Origin of the sequence: Polymorphospora sp. NPDC050346 (assembly GCF_040655695.1) — a bacterium.
GTDB classification, from domain to species: Bacteria; Actinomycetota; Actinomycetes; order Mycobacteriales; family Micromonosporaceae; genus Polymorphospora; species Polymorphospora lycopeni.
Genome location: NZ_JBFAKM010000012.1, coordinates 132,426 through 150,480, shown reverse-complemented (window position 1 = coordinate 150,480; position 18,055 = coordinate 132,426). Strand labels below are relative to the sequence as shown.

11 protein-coding genes and 1 pseudogene are annotated in these 18,055 nt (G+C 75.4%); 4 read left to right on the top strand and 8 right to left on the bottom strand.

What is annotated here, in order from left to right; translation table 11 throughout:
- Positions 1–427 precede the first annotated feature (427 nt).
- On the bottom strand, positions 428–2,254 hold the full coding sequence (gene sucB / locus AB0I42_RS15235) for a 2-oxoglutarate dehydrogenase, E2 component, dihydrolipoamide succinyltransferase (protein WP_357537717.1): 1,827 nt from the start codon (positions 2,252–2,254) through the stop codon (positions 428–430).
- A 71-nt stretch (positions 2,255–2,325) separates the two neighbouring features.
- On the bottom strand, positions 2,326–3,717 hold the full coding sequence (lpdA, locus tag AB0I42_RS15230; RefSeq protein WP_357537715.1) for a dihydrolipoyl dehydrogenase: 1,392 nt from the start codon (positions 3,715–3,717) through the stop codon (positions 2,326–2,328).
- 223 nt (positions 3,718–3,940) lie between these two features.
- Here lpdA and AB0I42_RS15225 point away from each other — a divergent pair, with 223 nt between their 5' ends.
- Complete coding sequence (locus AB0I42_RS15225; protein ID WP_357537713.1) at positions 3,941–4,264, top strand: hypothetical protein; 324 nt, start codon at positions 3,941–3,943, stop codon at positions 4,262–4,264.
- Between the two features lie 61 nt (positions 4,265–4,325).
- On the opposite strand, the gene AB0I42_RS15220 is transcribed toward AB0I42_RS15225, so the two are convergent.
- Positions 4,326–5,900, bottom strand: a complete 1,575-nt coding sequence (locus AB0I42_RS15220) for a leucyl aminopeptidase (RefSeq protein WP_357537712.1) — start codon at positions 5,898–5,900, stop codon at positions 4,326–4,328.
- A 202-nt stretch (positions 5,901–6,102) separates the two neighbouring features.
- Between AB0I42_RS15220 and gcvT the strand changes: the two genes are divergently transcribed.
- Positions 6,103–7,239, top strand: a complete 1,137-nt coding sequence (gene gcvT, locus AB0I42_RS15215) for a glycine cleavage system aminomethyltransferase GcvT (RefSeq protein WP_357537711.1) — start codon at positions 6,103–6,105, stop codon at positions 7,237–7,239.
- 30 nt (positions 7,240–7,269) lie between these two features.
- Here the strand turns inward: gcvT and cobS are convergent, their stop codons facing one another.
- Both cobS and AB0I42_RS15205 read right to left on the bottom strand, forming a co-directional pair.
- Positions 7,270–8,040, bottom strand: coding sequence for an adenosylcobinamide-GDP ribazoletransferase (gene cobS / locus AB0I42_RS15210; RefSeq protein WP_357537709.1), 771 nt, complete (start codon positions 8,038–8,040; stop codon positions 7,270–7,272).
- A 136-nt stretch (positions 8,041–8,176) separates the two neighbouring features.
- Positions 8,177–10,207: pseudogene (locus AB0I42_RS15205) on the bottom strand (bifunctional adenosylcobinamide kinase/adenosylcobinamide-phosphate guanylyltransferase); the annotation flags it as partial.
- A gap of 167 nt (positions 10,208–10,374) precedes the next feature.
- Here AB0I42_RS15205 and AB0I42_RS15200 point away from each other — a divergent pair.
- Both AB0I42_RS15200 and AB0I42_RS15195 read left to right on the top strand, forming a co-directional pair.
- Positions 10,375–10,575 (top strand): hypothetical protein, encoded by a 201-nt coding sequence (locus AB0I42_RS15200; protein WP_357537707.1) that lies wholly within the window; start codon positions 10,375–10,377, stop codon positions 10,573–10,575.
- A 5-nt stretch (positions 10,576–10,580) separates the two neighbouring features.
- Positions 10,581–11,375: a site-2 protease family protein gene (locus tag AB0I42_RS15195; protein WP_357537705.1), complete on the top strand. Its 795-nt coding sequence runs from the start codon at positions 10,581–10,583 to the stop codon at positions 11,373–11,375.
- A 64-nt stretch (positions 11,376–11,439) separates the two neighbouring features.
- Here the strand turns inward: AB0I42_RS15195 and AB0I42_RS15190 are convergent, their stop codons facing one another.
- Genes AB0I42_RS15190 through AB0I42_RS15180 form a run of 3 tightly spaced genes read right to left on the bottom strand, consistent with a single transcriptional unit; the run spans position 11,440 to position 18,038 of the window.
- Positions 11,440–12,438, bottom strand: a complete 999-nt coding sequence (locus AB0I42_RS15190) for an aldo/keto reductase family protein (protein WP_357537703.1) — start codon at positions 12,436–12,438, stop codon at positions 11,440–11,442.
- A gap of 30 nt (positions 12,439–12,468) precedes the next feature.
- On the bottom strand, positions 12,469–17,889 hold the full coding sequence (locus tag AB0I42_RS15185) for a WG repeat-containing protein (protein WP_357537701.1): 5,421 nt from the start codon (positions 17,887–17,889) through the stop codon (positions 12,469–12,471).
- A complete protein-coding gene (locus AB0I42_RS15180) occupies positions 17,886–18,038 on the bottom strand; it encodes a hypothetical protein (protein ID WP_357537699.1) in 153 nt (50 codons plus the stop codon). Before AB0I42_RS15180 ends, AB0I42_RS15185 begins: the two co-directional genes overlap by 4 nt.
- Between the last annotated feature and the right edge of the window lie 17 nt (positions 18,039–18,055).

Sequence of the window (18,055 nt, the reverse complement as noted above, 5' to 3'; positions counted from 1 at the left end):
GCGACAGCGGCATCCCGTCGACCATGGCGGAGCGGGCCGTCGGCGTTCCGCCCGGGGCCGGGCCGGCCGTTGAGTTCCCGCCCGGGGCCGAGCCGGCGACCGGCGTTGATCGTCTGCTGCTCAGGCACTCGACACGCCGTACCAGGAGTGCCTGAACAGCAGACGATCACGGCGCCGCCCCGTCGCACGGCGCCGCCCCGTCGCACGGCGCCGCCCCGTCGCACGGCGCCGCCCCGTCGCACGGCGCCGCCCCGTCGCACGGCGCCGTCATCCCAGTGGGTCCCACGCAAGATCCGCGTGATCAGGGAGGTTGCGCTCCGGTACGCCGACGACACGCTCGACGTACTCCCTGATCACGCGGATCTTGGTGGGGAAAAGGGTGGGGCGGGCCAGCGATGCCGGCCCGCCCCACCCTTGGACAAGATGCTTAGGCCAGGCCCAGTTCGGACTCGAAGTTGCCGGCCTCCAGCCGCTCCTTGATCGCGGAGAGGAAGCGGGCGGCGTCGGCGCCGTCGACCAAGCGGTGGTCGTACGACAGTGCCAGGTAGATCATCGAGCGCGGCACGATCAGCTCGCCCAGGTCGGGGTCGTCGACCACGACCGCCCGCTTCACGACCGCACCGGTGCCGAGGATGGCGGCCTGCGGCGACGGCACGATCGGGGTGTCGAACAGGGCGCCCCGGCTGCCGGTGTTGGTCAGCGTGAAGGTGGCGCCGGAGAGCTCGTCCGGGCCGATCTTGTTGCTGCGGGTGCGCTCGGCGACATCGGCGACCCGACGCGCCAGGCCGGCCAGGTTGAGGTCACCCGCGTCGCGGATCACCGGGACCAGCAGGCCCTTCTCGGTGTCGACCGCGATGCCCAGGTGCTCGCCGTCCGGGTAGGTGATCGTCCCGGCGTCGAGGTCGAGCCGCGCGTTGACCACCGGGTACGTCCGCAGCGCCTCGATCGCGGCGAGGGCGAAGAACGGCAGGAAGGACAGCTTGACGCCGTTCTTCTGCTGGAAGTCGTTCTTGGCCTGCTGGCGCAGCTTGGCGATCTTGGTCACGTCGACCTCGACCACCGTGGTGAGCTGTGCCGACGTCTGGAGCGACTCGAACATCCGCTTGGCGATCACCGCGCGGGTCCGGCTGATCTTCTCCGTACGGCCGCGCAGCGGGCTCGGCTCGGCGGCCTTCGGCGCCGGCTTCGCGGCGGCGGCCGGCTTGGCCTCGGCCGGGGCGGGAGCCGGCTGGGCGGCGGCCGCCTTGGCCTTCTCGGCCGCGTCGAGCACGTCCTGCTTACGGATCCGGCCACCGACCCCGGTGCCGGACAGCGACGCCAGGTCGACGCCGTGCTCGGCGGCGAGCTTGCGGACCAGCGGGGTCACGTAGCCACCCTCGGCGGCACCGTTCGCCTGCGCCGGGGCAGCCTGAGCCGGGGCAGCCTGAGCGGGCGCCGGGGCGGCCGGCTTCGGCGGCTCGGGCTGGGCGGCCTGCTCGGCCTTTGCCGGCTCCGCCGCCTTCTCCGCCTCCGGGGCGGGCGAGGCGTACGACGCACCCGCGGTCGGCTCCTCCGGCTGCTCGGCCGGCGCGCCGCCGGTCGGGGCGGCACCGGCCGGGGCGGCACCGGCCGCACCGATCACGGCCAGCTCCGCGCCGACGTCGGCCGTCTCGTCCTGCGGAACCTTGATCTCCAGCAGCGTGCCCGCCGCCGGCGACGGGATCTCGGTGTCGACCTTGTCGGTCGAGACCTCGAGCAGCGGCTCGTCGGCCTCGATCTGCTCGCCGACCTCCTTGAGCCAGCGGGTCACGGTGCCCTCGGTGACGCTCTCACCGAGCGCCGGCATCCGGACGACCGTGGTCTCCCCGCCGGCCTGCGCGGCCGGCTTGTCCTCGGCGGCCGGCGCCGGCGCCGGCTTCTCCACCTCGGTCGACGGCTGCTCGGCGGCCGGCTCCTCGGCCTTCGGCTCTTCGGCCGCCGGCTCCTCGGCCTTCGGCTCCTGCGCGGCCGGCTGCTCCCCGGCACCGCCGGCCTCGTCCTCGCCGGCGATCACCGCGAGTTCGCTGCCGACCTCGGCGGTCTCGTCCTCGCTCACCACGATCCGGCTGAGCACGCCCGCCGCGGGGGACGGGATCTCGGTGTCGACCTTGTCGGTCGAGACCTCAAGCAGCGGCTCGTCGACCTCGACCCGGTCGCCCTCCTGCTTGAGCCAGCGGGTGACGGTGCCTTCGGTGACGCTCTCTCCCAGCCGGGGCATGGTGACCGATACCGGCATCTCTCAAGACTCCTTTGTGGCCTGGTGCGAAGGTCGCCCGGCCTGGCTGGCCGGGCGCGGGATGACGATGGTCAGGCGTGCGCGTGCAGGGGCTTGCCGGCCAGGGCGAGATGTGCCTCGCCGAGCGCCTCGCCCTGCGTGGGATGGGCGTGCACGAGCTGTGCCACCTCGGCCGGGTAGGCCTCCCAGTTGAAGATGAGCTGGGCCTCGCCGATCAGCTCGCCGACCCGCGCGCCCACCATGTGTACGCCGACGACCGGGCCGTCCTCGACCCGTACGAGCTTGACGAAGCCCGCGGTCTTGAGGATCTGGCTCTTGCCGTTGCCGCCGAGGTTGTAGTTGTAGGTCTTGACCTTGTCGGCGCCGTACTTCTCCTTGGCCTTGGCCTCGGTGAGGCCGACCGACGCCAGCTCCGGGTCGGAGTAGGTGACCCGCGGGATGCCGTCCTCGTCGATGACCGCCGGGTTCAGGCCGGCGATCTCCTCGGCGACGAAGATGCCCTGCTGGAAGCCGCGGTGGGCGAGCTGGAGACCGGGCACGATGTCGCCGACGGCGAAGATGTTGCCGACCCCGGTGCGCAGCCGCTCGTCGGTCAGCACGAACCCGCGGTCGAGGCGGACGCCCTGCTCCTCGTAGCCGAGGTTGGCGGTCGTCGGGCCGCGGCCGACCGCGACCAGCAGCAGTTCGGCCTCCAGGACCTCGCCGCCGGCGATGGTGACCTTGACACCGCTGTCGGTGTGCTCGACCTTCTCGAACGGCTTGCCGACCTTGAAGCCGATGCCGCGCTTGCGGAAGGCCCGCTCCAGCGCCTTCGACGACTCCTCGTCCTCGGCGGCCACCAGGCGGGGCAGCGCCTCGACGACGGTCACGTCGACGCCGAACGACTTCCAGGCGCTGGCGAACTCGACGCCGATGACGCCGCCGCCCAGCACGATCGCCGACGCCGGAACCCGGTCGAGTTCGAGGGCGTGCTCGCTGCTGATGACCCGCTGGCCGTCGATCTCCAGGCCGGGGATCGTACGGGAGTAGGAGCCGGTGGCCAGGATGATGTTGCGGCCGGTGTAACGGGCGCCGTCGACCTCGATGGTGTCCGGCCCGACCAGCTTGCCGGCACCGGAGACCAGGGTGATCTTCTTGGAGCCGTTCACCAGGCCCTGCAGGCCCTTGAAGAGCCGGGAGACGACGCCGTTCTTGTAGGCGTTGACGCCGGCCATGTCGACACCGATCAGCTCCGCCTTGACGCCGAACTGCTCGGACTCGCGGGTCTGGTCGGCGACCTCACCGGCGTGCAGGAGGGCCTTGGTCGGGATGCAGCCACGGTGCAGGCAGGTGCCGCCGAGCTTGTCCTTCTCGATCAGCGCGACCGTCAGGTCAAGCTGCGCGGCCCGCAGTGCGGCCGCGTAACCGCCGCTGCCGCCGCCGAGAATGACGACGTCGAAGGTTCCGCCGTTCGGCTCACTCACAATTTACTCCCAGGTCGCGTCGCTGCTACGAGGGTCATCCGTGTAAACGGGCAGACTCGCCTCGGTCATCTTGTCACCTGCGCTGGCAGGTCGGGTAACGAGGTGCCCAAGGACACGTCGTGGGGACGTACGCTTGCCCGTGTCGTCACGCACGGCCGAAGTGAACCACACGACGGGCGTTCAACGGGTGACGTACGCGACAGCCCTGGGGAGGAGATGTCGGGTGGCCTGGTTTCGGCGCAAGCGGGCGGGCGGCGGCGCGGGGGACCGGCCGACAACGCGCGAGGACGTCTCCCACCTGGAGGAGTTCGTCCGGTCGCGGCGCGGGGTCGAGGCGTTCATCGAACCCCGTACGGTGATGACCGAGACCACCGTGATGTTGATCGCGTACGACGGCGAGTGGACCCGGCGCCGGATCGAGAGCCCCGAGGCGGCCCGCCGGCTCGCCCACAAGCTGGCGATCCCGATCTACGACGTCCGCCTGGTCGGCTATCCACAGCGGATGCGTGACTTCAACGAGCGCCGCAAGCGGCGCCCCGACGGCTGACCCGCGCACGGTACGGTACGGCCCCGCCGTCGGTGGCGACGACGGGGCCGGGTGATCCGCGTCAGCCGTTGGCGGCGATGTCGTCGATCAGTTCGAGCAGGGTACGCACCGGCACCCCGGTCCCGCCCTTGGTCCAGTAGCCGGTCGGCTCGCCCGCGTGGTAGGACGGCCCCGCGATGTCGATGTGCGCCCACGACACGTCGTCGGTCACGAACTCGCGCAGGAACACGCCGCCCTGAAGCATGTGGCCGGCCCGGTCCATCCCCGCGTTGACCTGCGAGATGTCCGCGACGTCGGAGTCCATGCCCTTGCGTACGTCGTCCGGCAGCGGCATCGGCCAGGCCGGCTCGCCGACCGCGTCACCGGCGGTGCGGACCCGCTCGCACAGCTCCGGGGTGCCCATGACCCCGGCCACCCGCTTGCCCAGCGCCACCACCTGGCCGCCGGTCAGCGTCGACGCCTCCAGCAGGTAGTCGGCGCCGTCCTCGCACGCCCGGGCCATCGCGTCGCCGAGCACCATCCGCCCCTCGGCGTCGGTGTTGAGCACCTCGACCCGCTTGCCGTTGTACATCGTCACCACGTCGCCGGGCCGGTAGGCGGTGCCGGACGGCATGTTCTCCGCCATCGGCAGGTAGGCGGTCACCGCCACCGCCGGGCGCAGCGCCGCCACGGCCAGCATCGTCGCGGCCACCGCCGCCGCACCGGCCATGTCGGACTTCATCTCCCACATGCCCTGGGCCGGCTTGATCGACACACCGCCGGTGTCGAAGGTGATGCCCTTGCCGACCAGCGCCACCCGCCGGGTCGCCCCGGCCTCCGGCGCCACGTCCGGGACGTACGACAGCTTCACCAGTCGCGGCGGCGCCTCCGAGCCCTGGCCGACCGCGACGATCCCGCCGTAGCCGCCCTGCGCCAGCGCCTGCTCGTCGAGCACCTCGACGGTCAGCCCGGCCGCGTCGGCGGCGGCCGCGACCTCGTCGGCGAACGCCGGCGGCCGCAGCTCGTTGGGGGCGGTGTTGACCCAGTCGCGGCTGCGCGTCACGGCGGCGGTCACCGCCCGGGCGCGGGCGATCTCGCCCTCGGCCACCCCGTCGGCGGCGTCGGGCACGTGCACGAGCACCGACCCGACCGGGTCCCGCCGGCCCGGCTGCGGCTTGGTCTTGTAGCCGGCGAACCGGTAGCCGCCTAGCAGCGCACCCTCGGCCACCGCGCGCAGCGCGGGCGGGGCGTCCTCGTCGTCGGGCAGCGGCAGCGCCAGCGCCACCGTGCCCGCGCCGGCCAGGGCCCGTACGGCCGCGCCGGCGGCCCGCCGCAGCGTCTCCGGTGCCGGCGCCGCGCCGCTCGGCTCGGCGCCGAGGCCGACGGCCGCGACCAGCGGAGCCGTCACCGTACCCAGGGTGGCCAGCTTGGTCACCTCACCCGGGGCACCGGTCGCCCCCAGCAGCGCGAGGGTCTCGGTGAGCCGACCGTCGAACGCCACGGCGATGCTCTCGGCACCGGTGGCGAGCAGCAGCGCGCCGGCCGGCCCGTCCTCCGGCTCGGTCCGGCTGTGCAGGCCGATGACGATCGCGTCGACGGCGAGCTCGGCGGGATCCGTGTCGACCAGGCTGAGGGTGGTGCTGTTGGGCGATGTCACTCGGCGTCTCCGGCGGCCTGGCCGCCCGCATCGTGTGCGGCGCGGCGATGAACGTCTCCGGCGCAACCTACCCGTCTCCCGCCGGTCATGTCCCGGTACCCGTGCGTCCGACCGCCGACGCACGGCCGCGACCCAGGTCAGCGGTGCGCCGCCGCCGGGACGGACACCGCACCCCCGCCGGGCGCCGGGTAGGTTGCCCACCATGACCGACGACTCGACCGGCGCCACCACCCCCGGCGCCCCGCCGCGCCGCTCACCCCTGCACGACCGGCACACCGCGCTCGGCGCCAAGTTCGCCGCCTTCGGCGGCTGGGAGATGCCCCTGGAGTACGCCGGCGGCGGCGTGCTGAAGGAGCACGCGGCCGTACGGGAGGCGGTCGGGGTCTTCGACGTGTCGCACCTGGGCAAGGTACGGATCACCGGGCCGGGGGCGGCCGACTTCGTCAACGCCAGCCTGACCAACGACCTGCGCCGGATCGGGCCCGGCCGGGCGCAGTACACGCTGTGCTGCGACGCGGCGACCGGTGGCGTGGTCGACGACATCATCGCCTACCTGCACGCCGACGACCACGTCTTCCTCGTCCCGAACGCGGCCAACACCGCCGAGGTCGTCCGCCGGCTGGTGGCCGCCGCCCCGCCCGCGCTGACCGTCACCGACGAGCACCTCGACCACGCCGTCCTCGCCGTGCAGGGGCCGCGGTCGGCCGACCTGCTGGCCGCCCTCGACCTGCCGACCGGGCACGACTACATGAGTTTCGCGGCGGCGACGCTGGCCGGGGCGGACCTCACCGTGTGCCGCACCGGCTACACCGGCGAGCACGGCTACGAACTGGTGGTGCCGGTCGGTGCCGCGGTCGCGGTGTGGGACGCGCTGTTCGCCGCCGGTGCGTCGTACGACGTCCGGGCCTGCGGCCTCGGCGCCCGCGACACCCTGCGGACCGAGATGGGGTATCCGCTGCACGGCCAGGACCTCTCGCTGTCGATCACGCCGGTGCAGGCCCGGTCGGGCTGGGCGGTCGGCTGGGACAAGCCGGCGTTCTGGGGCCGGGACGCGCTGGTCGCGGAGAAGGCGGCGGGGCCGCGCCGGACCCTGTGGGGCCTGCTCGCGCTCGACCGGGGCATCCCGCGCCCGCACATGGCGGTGCACGCCGGTGACACCGTCGTCGGTGAGGTGACCAGCGGTACGTTCTCGCCGACCCGCCGGGTCGGGATCGGACTCGCGCTGCTCGACACCGCCGCCGGGCTGGCCGAGGGCGACACGGTCGAGGTCGACGTACGCGGCCGGCGGTCGGCGATGCGGGTGATGCGCCCGCCGTTCGTCGAGCCGTCGGTGCGCTAACCGGCCCGCGTCCCTGCGGCGCGGGGGACCTCAGCCGAGCACCAGGCCGGCGTACGCCACCGTGGTGCCGGCCTCGACCGCCGCGCCGAGCACGTCACCGGTCACCCCGCCGAGCCGGCGTACGGCGTGGGCGACCAGCAGCACCGCGACGGCCAGGGCGGCCAGCACGGCGGCCGGCCCCTGCCACGGGCGGCCGGGCACCGCGGCGACGGCGGCGAGCACGACGGCCGCCGTCGCGACGGCCAGCGCCGGCCGGCCGACGGTGCCGGCGACCAGCGCGCCCATCCCGTCCGGGCGGGCCGCCGGCACGCCCCGGCGGCAGGCCCAGGTCACCGCCAGCCGGCCGGTCGCGGTCGCCACGACCACGGCTGCCAGGGCCGCGCCCGGCGACCGCCCGGCCAGCTCCGCCAGCGCGGCGGCCTGCACCAGGAGTACGAGCACCAGCGCGGCGACGCCGAACGGGCCGACGTCCGGCTTCTTCATGATCTCCAGGGCGCCGGCCCGGTCCCGGTACGACCCCAGCCCGTCGACGGTGTCGGCCAGCCCGTCGAGGTGCAGGCCCCGGGTGAGCAGGGCGCCCAGCGCGACCACGACCGCGCCGGCGAGCAGGGCCGGGGCGGCGGCCGCCGACAGGCCGACCAGGGCCCCGCCGAGTACGACGCCGAGCAGGGCGCCGACGGCGGGTGCCACGGCCATCGCGACGCCGGCCGAGGCCCGGTCGATCCGGCCGGCCGGCACCGGCAGCACCGTGAACGTGGTGACGGCGAGCCGGAACCCGGCCCCGAGCCGCCCGTCAGCCACCGTGCGCGGGCTCCCCGGCGGTCCCGGCCCCCGACGGGGCGGCGTCGTGCCGGCCGTCGGCCTGGCCCACCGGCCGGGCGGCCTGGTCGTCCGACCGCCGCGGGGAGTCGGCGGGCGCCGCCGAGCCGTCGGCGGGCGCCGCCGGGCCGGGGCCGGCCGGCTCCGGCTCGACGAACTCCCGGTCGTCGTCGTCCTGGCGCGGTTCCGGGCCGGGGGCGGTGGAGCCGCCCTCGTCGTCGCCGGTGACCGGCCCGGCCGGCCGGTCCTGCGCGGGCGGGGTGGAATCGGTGTCCTCGACCGGCGGCGCGGCGACGTCCTCGACCGGCGGGTCGCCGGCCGCGTCCGCCGGTCCGGGGCGGGGCGGCAGCGTGCCGGCGAGGGTGAGCGCGGAGCGCAGCAGCGGGAGCGCGGCCAGCGCGTTCGCGCCCTCGCCGAGATCGAGCCGCAGGTCGAGCAGCGGGGTGAGGCCGAGTACGTCGGCGGCGAGCCGCACCGCCGGGTGCCGGCCGTGGTCGGCCAGCAGGCACCAGTGCCGGGCCTGGCCGGCGAGATCCCGGCTGATCAGCGCCGCCGCGACCCCGATCGGACCGTCGAGGACCACCGGCGTACGCCTTGCGGTGGCGCCGAGCAGCACGCCGGTGGCGATCGCGACGTCGCCGCCGCCGACGTCGGCGAGCATGTCCTTGGCGCCCCGGGCACCGCCGCGGACGCGGCGCAGCGCGTCGCGGACGGCCGCGCACCGCGCCATCCAGGCGTCGTCGTCGACCTGCCCGCCGGCGGTGATCACGCGGGGGAGCACGGCCGCCGGTTCGGCACCCGTGGTGACCGCCAGCACCGCCGCCGCGGCGGCGTCCGTGCCGGTGCCGCAGGAGCCGAGTACGAGCACGTCGACCCCGGCGTCGGCGGCCTCCTCGGCGAGCCGCCAGCCGTACCGCAGGGCGGTCTCGACCGCGTCGGCCGGCAGGGCCGGCCCGTCCTCGATCGGCGCGGCGGCGGGCGCCTCGACGACCTGCAGGCCGGCACCGAGTTCGGCGGCCAGCCCGGCGAGCGGGCCGAGGCCGGCCCGGGCCTGGTCGGCGCGGCGCCGCGACTCGTCCGGCCGTACGCCGGCGGCGCTGCCCCCGGCGTGGTCGCCGTGCAGCAGCAGCACGCGCACCGAGCGCCAGGGCCGGGGTACGGCGACGCCCTGGGTGGCCGCCGCGAACTTCACGACGTGTTCGAGGTTGCCGAGGCCGGTGCCGGGCAGGTCGAGTTCGGCGAGCCGGTCGAGTGCCTGCGGGCCGGCGTACTCGTCGGGCATCGGCAGTTCCATGCCGGGCTGGATGACCAGCCCGGTCGAGGCCACCGGCAGCGTCATCGTCGGCGCGGTCCAGGCGTCGGCGGGCAGCGGGGGAGCACTGTCGTCCGGCGGGGGCGGCGGCGTCAGCACCTCGGGGGAGACCGCCGCGGGCCGCGCGGCGCCGCCGGCCGGCACCTTGTCGAGGGCGAGGCCGTTCGCGGCGCCGGTCCCGGCCGCAGCGGTCGGCGTCGTGGCCGGCGTCGCCGGAGCCGGGGGCGTCGTGGCCGGGGCGGCCGGTGCCGCTGGCGTGGTGGCGGCCGAGGCGGTGGCGGGCGTTGCGGTGGCGGCGGTCTTCAGCCAGGTCGGCTGGCCGGCGACGACCAGCGCGACCGCGTCGCTGACCGCCGCGACGGCCTGGTTGGTCGACCCGAGCGCGTCGGCGAACGCCCGCCCGATCGGGTTCGTCGGCACCAGCGACAGCCCCACCTCCGGGCTCACCAGCACCAACCGGGCCGCGCAGTCGCGTACCGCGACCGCCAGTTCGTCGATCGTGGCCCGGTCGTCGGCCGGCTGGTGGACCGGGTCCAGCAGCACCGTCACCCAGCCGCCCAGGTCGTCGACGAGCAGCGTCTCGCCGGCCGGCGCGCTGCCCAGCACCCGGGCCAGCTCGGACGGGTTGCCGGCGACCTCCTCGGTCGTCCACGACCGGGGCCGCCGCTCGTGGTGCGCCCGGATCCGGGCCGTCCACTCCGGGTCGTCGCGCGGCTCGGGTGCCGTGGCCACATAGCGGACCACCGGCGCGTCGGCGACCAGGGACTCGGCGAACTCGGACTTGCCGGACCGGATCCCGCCGAGCACGAGAACCGTGTGCAACCCGTCAACGGACATGCCCCGTACCTTAAGGCCGGAACCTGGGCCGGTGATCCCCGGACCGGCCGGCGGACGTGACCGGTGCCACCGGGGCGGCGACGCCGCCCGGGCTGACCGACGTACCCGCCGACTAGGCTGGCTGGGGCCGTCCTGGACGGACGTGAATCGGCGAGGGGAGACACGAGATGCCGTGGAGCTGGCGGTACGAGGGTACGGACGGCCAGTCGGCGGACGGGCCGGCCGAGACGTTCGGCAGCCAGGCCGACGCCGAGTCGTGGATCGGCCAGACCTGGTCCGACCTCGCCGCGGGCGGCGTCACCTCGGTCACGCTCATCGAGGACGACCGGGTCGAATACCGGATGAGCCTGCAGCCGGCCGCCGAGTAGCCGCGGTGAGCCACGACCAGCCGGGTCGCGCGGGCTTCGTGCTCGGCGTGCCCCGGGAGGCGTTCCGGCCCAGCCCGATCTTCCTGGCGCTGGTGGCGCTCTTCGTCACCAGCGGGGCGCTGGCCTGGAACGGGTTCGGCAACGTACGGCTCGACGTCTTCCTCTTCGTCGTGTCCGGCTGGCTCGTCTCGCTCTGCCTGCACGAATACGCGCACGCGATCGTCGCGTTCCGGGCCGGCGACACCAGCGTCGCGCACCGCGGCTACCTGACCCTGAACCCGCTGAAGTACAGCCATCCGGTGCTGTCCATCGTGCTGCCGGTCGTGGTCGTGCTGCTCGGCGGCATCGGCCTGCCCGGCGGCGCCGTCTGGGTCGACCGGCACCGCATCCCGGGCCGGCTGAAGCACAGCCTGGTCAGCCTCGCCGGCCCGGTGACCAACGTCGTCTTCGCACTGGCGCTGGTCGTGCCGTTCGCCGTCGGCGTCGACGTCGGCGCCCGGCTGGAGTTCTGGGCCGGGGTGGCGCTGCTGGCGTTCCTCCAGCTCACCGCGAGCGTGCTCAACCTGATGCCGGTGCCGGGCCTCGACGGCGGCAACATCCTGCAGCCGTGGCTGTCGCCGAAGTGGCGGCGCGGCTACGACATCATGGCGCCGTTCGGGTTCCTGCTGCTGTTCGGTCTGCTGTGGAACCCGACGGTCAACGCCTGGTTCTTCGGCGGCGTCTTCGCCGTCGGTGACCTCATCGGCCTGCCCCAGGCGCTCTACGCCGAGGGTCTGCGCCTGATCCGGTTCTGGTCCTGACCCGGGCCGGACGGCCCGGATCGGGTGCGGGCATCCCGCGCGGGATGCCCGCACCCGACCGTCGTCAGGGCCGCTGCGCCGGGCTGGTGGTCAGCCTCGGGTTGCGCTCCACGATCGGGTCGATGACGTCGTCGATCGCCTTGAGCAGGTCGGCGTCGAGCTTGACCCCGGCCGCCTTGACGTTGTCCACCACCTGCTCGGGCCGCGAAGCCCCGATGATGGCCGACGACACGTTCGGGTTCTGCAACACCCAGGCGACGGCGAGCTGGGCCATGCTCAGCCCGGCCTGATCGGCCAGCGGCCGCAGCCGCTGCACCGTCGAGAGCACCTCGTCGGTCATGAACCGGGCGATGAACCCGGACCCGGACTTCTCGTCGGTGGCCCGCGAACCCGCCGGCGGCGGCTGGCCCGGCTGGTACTTGCCGGTCAGCACGCCCTGCGCGATCGGCGACCAGACGATCTGGCCGATGCCCAGCTCCTCGCTGGTCGGGACCACCTCGGCCTCGATGACCCGCCACAGCATCGAGTACTGCGGCTGGCTGGAGACCAGGTGGATCTTCAGCTCGCGGGCCAGCGCGTGCGCCTGCCGGATCTCGTCGGCGGTCCACTCCGAGACGCCGATGTAGTGCGCCTTGCCGGAGTGCACGACGTCGGCGAACGCCTCCATCGTCTCTTCCAGCGGCGTCGAGTGGTCGAAGCGGTGCGCCTGGTAGAGGTCGACGTAGTCGGTCTCCAGCCGGCGCAGCGAGCCGTTGATCGATTCCATGATGTGCTTGCGGGACAGGCCACGGTCGTTGCGGCCCGGACCGGTCGGCCAGTAGACCTTCGTGAAGATCTCCAGACCCTCCCGGCGCTCACCGCGCAGCGCCCGGCCCAGCACCGCCTCGGCGCGGGTGCCGGCGTAGACGTCGGCGGTGTCGAAGGTCGTGATGCCGGCGTCGAGGGCGGCCCGTACGCAGGCCAGGGCGGCTTCCTCCTCGACCTGCGAACCGTGGGTGATCCAGTTACCGTACGAGATCTCGCTGACCAGCATGCCGGAGCGACCAAGGTGTCGGAATTCCATGCCCCGACCCTAGCCCCTGGTCAACCGGGGTCAGAGCACCGGCTTGGTGTCCGCCAGCAGGCGGTCGATCTCGTCCATCACGTCGCCACGGCTGGCGTGCACCGGGTCGATCAGCGGATCGCCGCGCCGGTCCAGGGCACCCCACCGGCCGTTGCCGCCGGCGACCAGGAACGCGACCGGGTGGATGACCAGCGCCGGATGTGCCGGCGGGACGATCGTCCGCCCGGTCCGGTCGACCACCCCCTTGCGCCCGTCCGCCTCGACGATCGCCAGCCCCTCGTCGGTGAACCCGTCGACGTAGCGGCCGTCGGTCAGCGCGGTGACGAACGCCGCGTACCGGGTCGGCACCACCACCCGCCCGGTCCGGTCGACGGCACCCCACCCGCCCCGGCGTACGGCGGCGACACCCCGCCGGAACGGCCGTACGTCGTCGAACCCGGCGGCGATCACGACCTCGTTCGCCTTGTCGATCGCGATCCAGCCACCGGTGCCGTCCCGTGACACCCAGGCCAGCCCGTCGGCGAACGAACCGACGCCCAGATAACCGGCGGACGCGTCGACCAGCAGTTCACCCGACTCGTCGATCAGCTCCCAGGTGTCCGCCTCCGGCCGGCGTACCCAGGCCACCCCGTCCCGGAACGGCTGCGCGTCGGCGTAGCTCGGCGCCACCGTCAGCGTGCCGTCCGGATCGGCGTACCCCCACCGCTGGACCTCGTCGCTGAACGTCGGCACCGGCGGCCGGTGCACCTGGAGGATCTCGTCCCGGCCGCGCGGGTACGGCCCCCAGCCCTTCTCGGCCACCCGGGCGAAGACCGCGTCCAGCGCCAGCTCGGTACGCGCCATCAGATCCGGATCCTTGACCTTGCGCAGGTCGAGCGCGCGCTCGAAGTGGTTGCACGCCTCGATGTAGCGGCCCTGGTCGTAGCAGGACCGGCCGGCGTGCTCGTGCATGGTGGCCCGCAGCCGGTCGGGCAGCTCCGACGAGTTGGCCTCCTCGAAGAGCCGGTCGGCCTCGGCGAAGTCGCCACGCCACTGGTGCACGTGGGCCAGCCGGGCCTGCGCGATCGCGATCCGGCGCAACTGCCCGGTCGCCTCGGCGTGGCCGAGAGCGAGCCTGCCGTCGGCGAGCGCCTTGCCCAGGTCGCCGAGGATCCGCGAGACGACGGCGCGCAGGCTCAGCAGCCGGGCCCGGGAGGCGTTGTCGGTCGCCGCCTCGACCTTCTCGGTGAGCCGGTCCCGGATGGCCCGCAACTCGTCCGGATCCTCGACCAGTTCCCGCAACGTCTCGTGGTGGAACCGCCACCGGTACGTCGCCAGCACCTGCTCCGGGTCGGCGCCCCGCGACTCGCGGGCCCGGTCCCGTGAGGCCGGCGCGGGCCCGGCCGGTTCCGGAGAGTCGGGTGTGACGACCGGCGCCAGCATCGTCGGGGCGCGCAGCGCGGTCGCCGCCCCGGCGGCCGCCGCCGGTGCGGGCAGCACGGTGTCCGGGCTGGCCTCGACGGTGCCCCGGTCGGGCGGGCCGGACACCGACCGGTCGGACACCGGCCGGTCGGCCGGTGGTTCGGGGCGGCCCTGACCGGCCGGCGGAGCGGAGACCGGCGCCGGACCGGTGCCGTCCGGCTCCGGCCGCGGGTCGGCACCGTTCAGCGCCGGTACGGACCGCGTCGCCGCCGGGTCCGAAGCGTCTGGTGTGGACGGTGTGACCACCGCTGGGACGGGCCGTGGTGCGGTCTCCGGCGCCGGGGCGGGCGGCGTGTGGTCGGGCCCGACCACGGCGGTGTCGGACCGGGCCGGTTCGGCGTCGTCCGGCGGGGCTGGTTCGGTGTCGTCGGGCTGGGCCGGTTCGGGTCTGCGGCTCGCCGGGTCGGCGTCGTCGGTCGACCCCGCCACGTCTTCCGCCCCGTGGCCGTCCGCCGCCCCGTGGCCGTCCGCCGCCCCATGGCCGTCCGTCGGCTGGGTGCCGTCCGTCGGTACGTCGCCGTCCGCCGCCGCGTCATGATCCGCCGCCACGTCGTCGTCGGCCGGGGCCGTGTCGTCCGCCGGCCGTGTCGTGCCGGCCCCGGTGGGGAACGATGCGGCCGGTGACGCCGCCGGCCCGTTCTCGGGTGGCGGACCCGCCGGTGGCGGGCCACCGATCAGTTCGGTGGCGTCGTTCCCCGGCCCGGTGTGCATCGGCGTGGTCGCGTCGTTTGGCGGGGTGCGGAGCAGTTCGGTGACGTCGTCTGGTGGGGCGTCGTGGATCAGTTCGGTGGCGTCGTTCGGTGGGCCGGTGTGGATCGGCGTGGTCGCGTCGTTCGGTGGGGTGCGGAGCAGTTCGGTGGCGTCGTTCGATGGGCCGGTGTGGATCGGCGTGGTCGCGTCGTTCGGTGGGGTGCGGAGCAGTTCGGTGGCGTCCTCCGGCGGCCCGGCGTGGAGCAGCGCGGTGACATCATCCGGCGGCGCGGCTTCGTCCGACGGGGTGGCGCGGTCCGATTGCCGAGTCTGGTCGGGGTGGGCCGTGGCCGGGATGTCGTCGTCCCGACCGTTTGCCGGCCGGGTGCCGTCCAGATCGTCGGTGTCTGCCGGGTCGGCGCTGTCCTCGGCGGCACCGACCGCGCCGTCCGCCGGTGGCCGGGACGGCCCGGTCGACGACTCGGGACCCGTGGGTGCCGAGGCCGGCGCCGCCACCGGGTCGTCCGTGAACCGCGGACCGGGCACCGGGCGGGGAGCCGCCGGGGTCGCCTCGTCCGGTCCGCCCTCCGGCAGCCGGAGAAGACCATCTTCCGAGGTAGACGAATTCGGCGGCGAAGCCAGACCGTCGACATTGGATGACGGCACTTCGGTGGAGGTGGTGTCGCGCTGCGCGAACGCGGCCCGGGTGGTGGACGCCATCTCGCCGGCCGGGCCGGCGGAAGCCACGTCGGCCGGACCACCCGGCGTGGCGGCGGCCCTGCCGGCCGGACTTCCCGGGCTGGCGGGAGCGTTGTCGGCCTGGCCGAACCACGGATTGGCCTCCGCCTCAACCACCCGCGCCTCGGCACCGGCCGGCGTGGCGCCAGCCGGGTTGATGCCAGCCGGTGTGGTACCGGCCGACATGGCGTCAGCCGGCGGCTCGCCGCTGGTCGGGGCGCCCTTGGTAGGCGTGGGCGGCTGTTCGGCCGGGTCGCGGCCGGACCCGGTGGTCGTGGCCGGGGCGGGAGGCGCCACCGGCACGAACTCGATCTTCAGGCGGGGAACCGGAGGGCCGGACACCGGACGTGCCGGCCGTTCGTCCGTCGCGTCCCGGTGGATGGGGCGGGTCGGCGGCTCCTGGCCGGCACCGGTCGGCCAGGACCGGTCGCCGGCCAGGCCGGTGGCCCGGCCCGCTGCGGTGGGGCCCGACTCCCGCCCCGCAGGGGGCCGCTGTTCGGCCCGACCAGGAGCGGGGGGCCGCTGTTCGTCCCGGGCCGGCGGCGGGGTGCGGTGGTCGTCATGGCGGGCCGGCGCCGGGCGTTGTTCATCGCGTGCCGGGGCCGGGGTGTGGTCGTCGTCGACCGGCGGCGGGGCAGTGGGCCGCGGCGCGGACGGCGCCGGGGCGCCGCAGTCCGGCTGGAAACCGTCACGGGGGATCGGCCGCCGGATGCGCCGCGGCAGCTCGTCCGCCGGCCCGGCGGGCGACGTGGGCAGGCCGGCGAGGTCGGCGTCGGTCGGGGGCACGCGGCGGGCGGCGTCGGTCGGGGGCACGTCGCGGGCGGCGTCGGGTTGCTCCGGCAGCGGGGGCCGGACCCGGCCGTACGGCTCGTCGAGGGGACCGGCACCGCCGCTGACGGGTGCGGGACGGCCGGGGCCGCGCCGCGGGTCGTGGTCCCGCTCCGGATCGTCGGCCTCCCGGCCGAAGGGGTACGGCAGGTCACGGTCGGGCTGGCGCACCGGCCGGCCGGGCTGACGGTGCCGGTCGGAGTCCCGGCCGTCGGGGCCGGGGTGTGGCGGGCCGCCTGCGGTCGGGCGGCGGTGGTCCGGCTCGGCCTGGCGGTGCTCCGGCTCGGCCGGACGGCGGTCGTCGGGCCGGGGCGGGATGTCGGCGGGCGGTGGTCCGTCCCGGTGCGGCCGCGGCTCCCCGTAGAGGCGGGGGCCGCCGGCCGGGGGACTGACCGGCCCGGTGGCGTAGGGGTCCCGGTCGCGCGGGTGGCGTGGTTCGGGTTCGGGTGGGCGGGGGGTGGCGCCGCGACCGTCCCAGGAGTCGCGCCCGCGACGGTCGCCGTGGAGGCCGTCCCATCCGTCCCGGCGGTTGTCGGGGTGCCGTGGTCCCTGCCATCCGTCCCGGCCATCGACGTGCGGTGCCCGCCGGCCGTCCGGCTCCCGCCGTTCGGAGCCGTGCCGGTCGAGGTCGCGCCGGTCGGGGCCGTGCCGTTCCGGCTCGCGCCGGTCCAGGTCACGTCGGTCGACGCCGCGCCGGTCGAGGTCACGTCGGTCGACGCCGCGGTGGTCGGGGTCGTGCCGGTCCAGGTCGCGCCGGTCCAGGTCGCGGTGGTCGAAGTCCCGTCGGTCGAACTCGCGCCGGTCGAAGTCCCGTCGGTCGAACTCGCGCCGCTCGACGTCGCGCCGGTCCGGATGGCGTGGTTCGGGGCCGTAGCCGCCGTATATCCGGCCGTCGGCCGGGTAGACGCCGGGGCCGCGCCCGCCCGGATCACGGCGGTCGTGGTGCGGACCCCATCCGTCGACCGGCGCCCGTCCGCGCCCGTCGGTCAGCGGACCGCCGCGTCCGTCGAGCGGAACCCGTCCGCGCCCGTCGGTGTGGGAACCGTCGCGTCCGTCGTATCCACGGTCGGGACCCCGGCCGTCGGAATGCGGTCCCGGGCGGCGGCCGTCGCCCGGCCCGCGCCACGCGTCGTCGGGCACCCGTCGGTCGTGCTCCTCCGGACGCTGCCCACCTCGACCGTCGGCGAACCGCCGGTCGGGAAAGCCGTCCCGCCGTCCCGGACCGTCCGGCGGCCCGTCGTACCGGCGGTCCCGGGGACCGGGTCCCCCGTCGTGGCGCGGGTCGGGATCGTAGCGCCGGTCGGGGTCGTGGCGGCCGCGGGGATCGGGCTCGTGGCGCGGCGCGCGCGGGCCGGGGAAGCCGTCGTCGTACCGGGGTCCGGGTTCGTCGGTCCACCGCCCCCGGCCGTCGGTGAACGGCCCGTCCGGGTACGGCTGGCGGCGCTCGTCGGCTGCCGGCCGCCCGGATCGTGGCGGGGGTGCGCCATGGCCGTCGACGCCGGTCAGCCGGGGCGGGAACGGCCCGGGCGGGGGTGTCGGCCGCTGGCCGGACTGGTAGACCCCGGCGCGGCCGGAGGCGGTCGGGCGGCGGATCGCCCCGGCGCCGTTGCGCAGCGGTCCGGTGTCTCCCGGGTAGCGCTGGCCGGGAACCTGGGGCACCCACTCCCCGGTGATCTCGACCATCCAGTCGGGATCGTTACGGGACCGGTGGAAGTCGAAGCGGTTGTCGGTCACCGGGCGGTCCTGCCGGTCGCCGGCCGTACGTCGTGGCAGCGGGTCACCGCGTCGTTCCGCTCCGCGGGCCGGGTGGGACCCCGCCGTGGGTGGGTGACCTCGTCGGCGCGTGCGGCGACCGGGGAAAAGGGATCCCGTCGCTCGCTCACGGCGATGTCACCTCGTT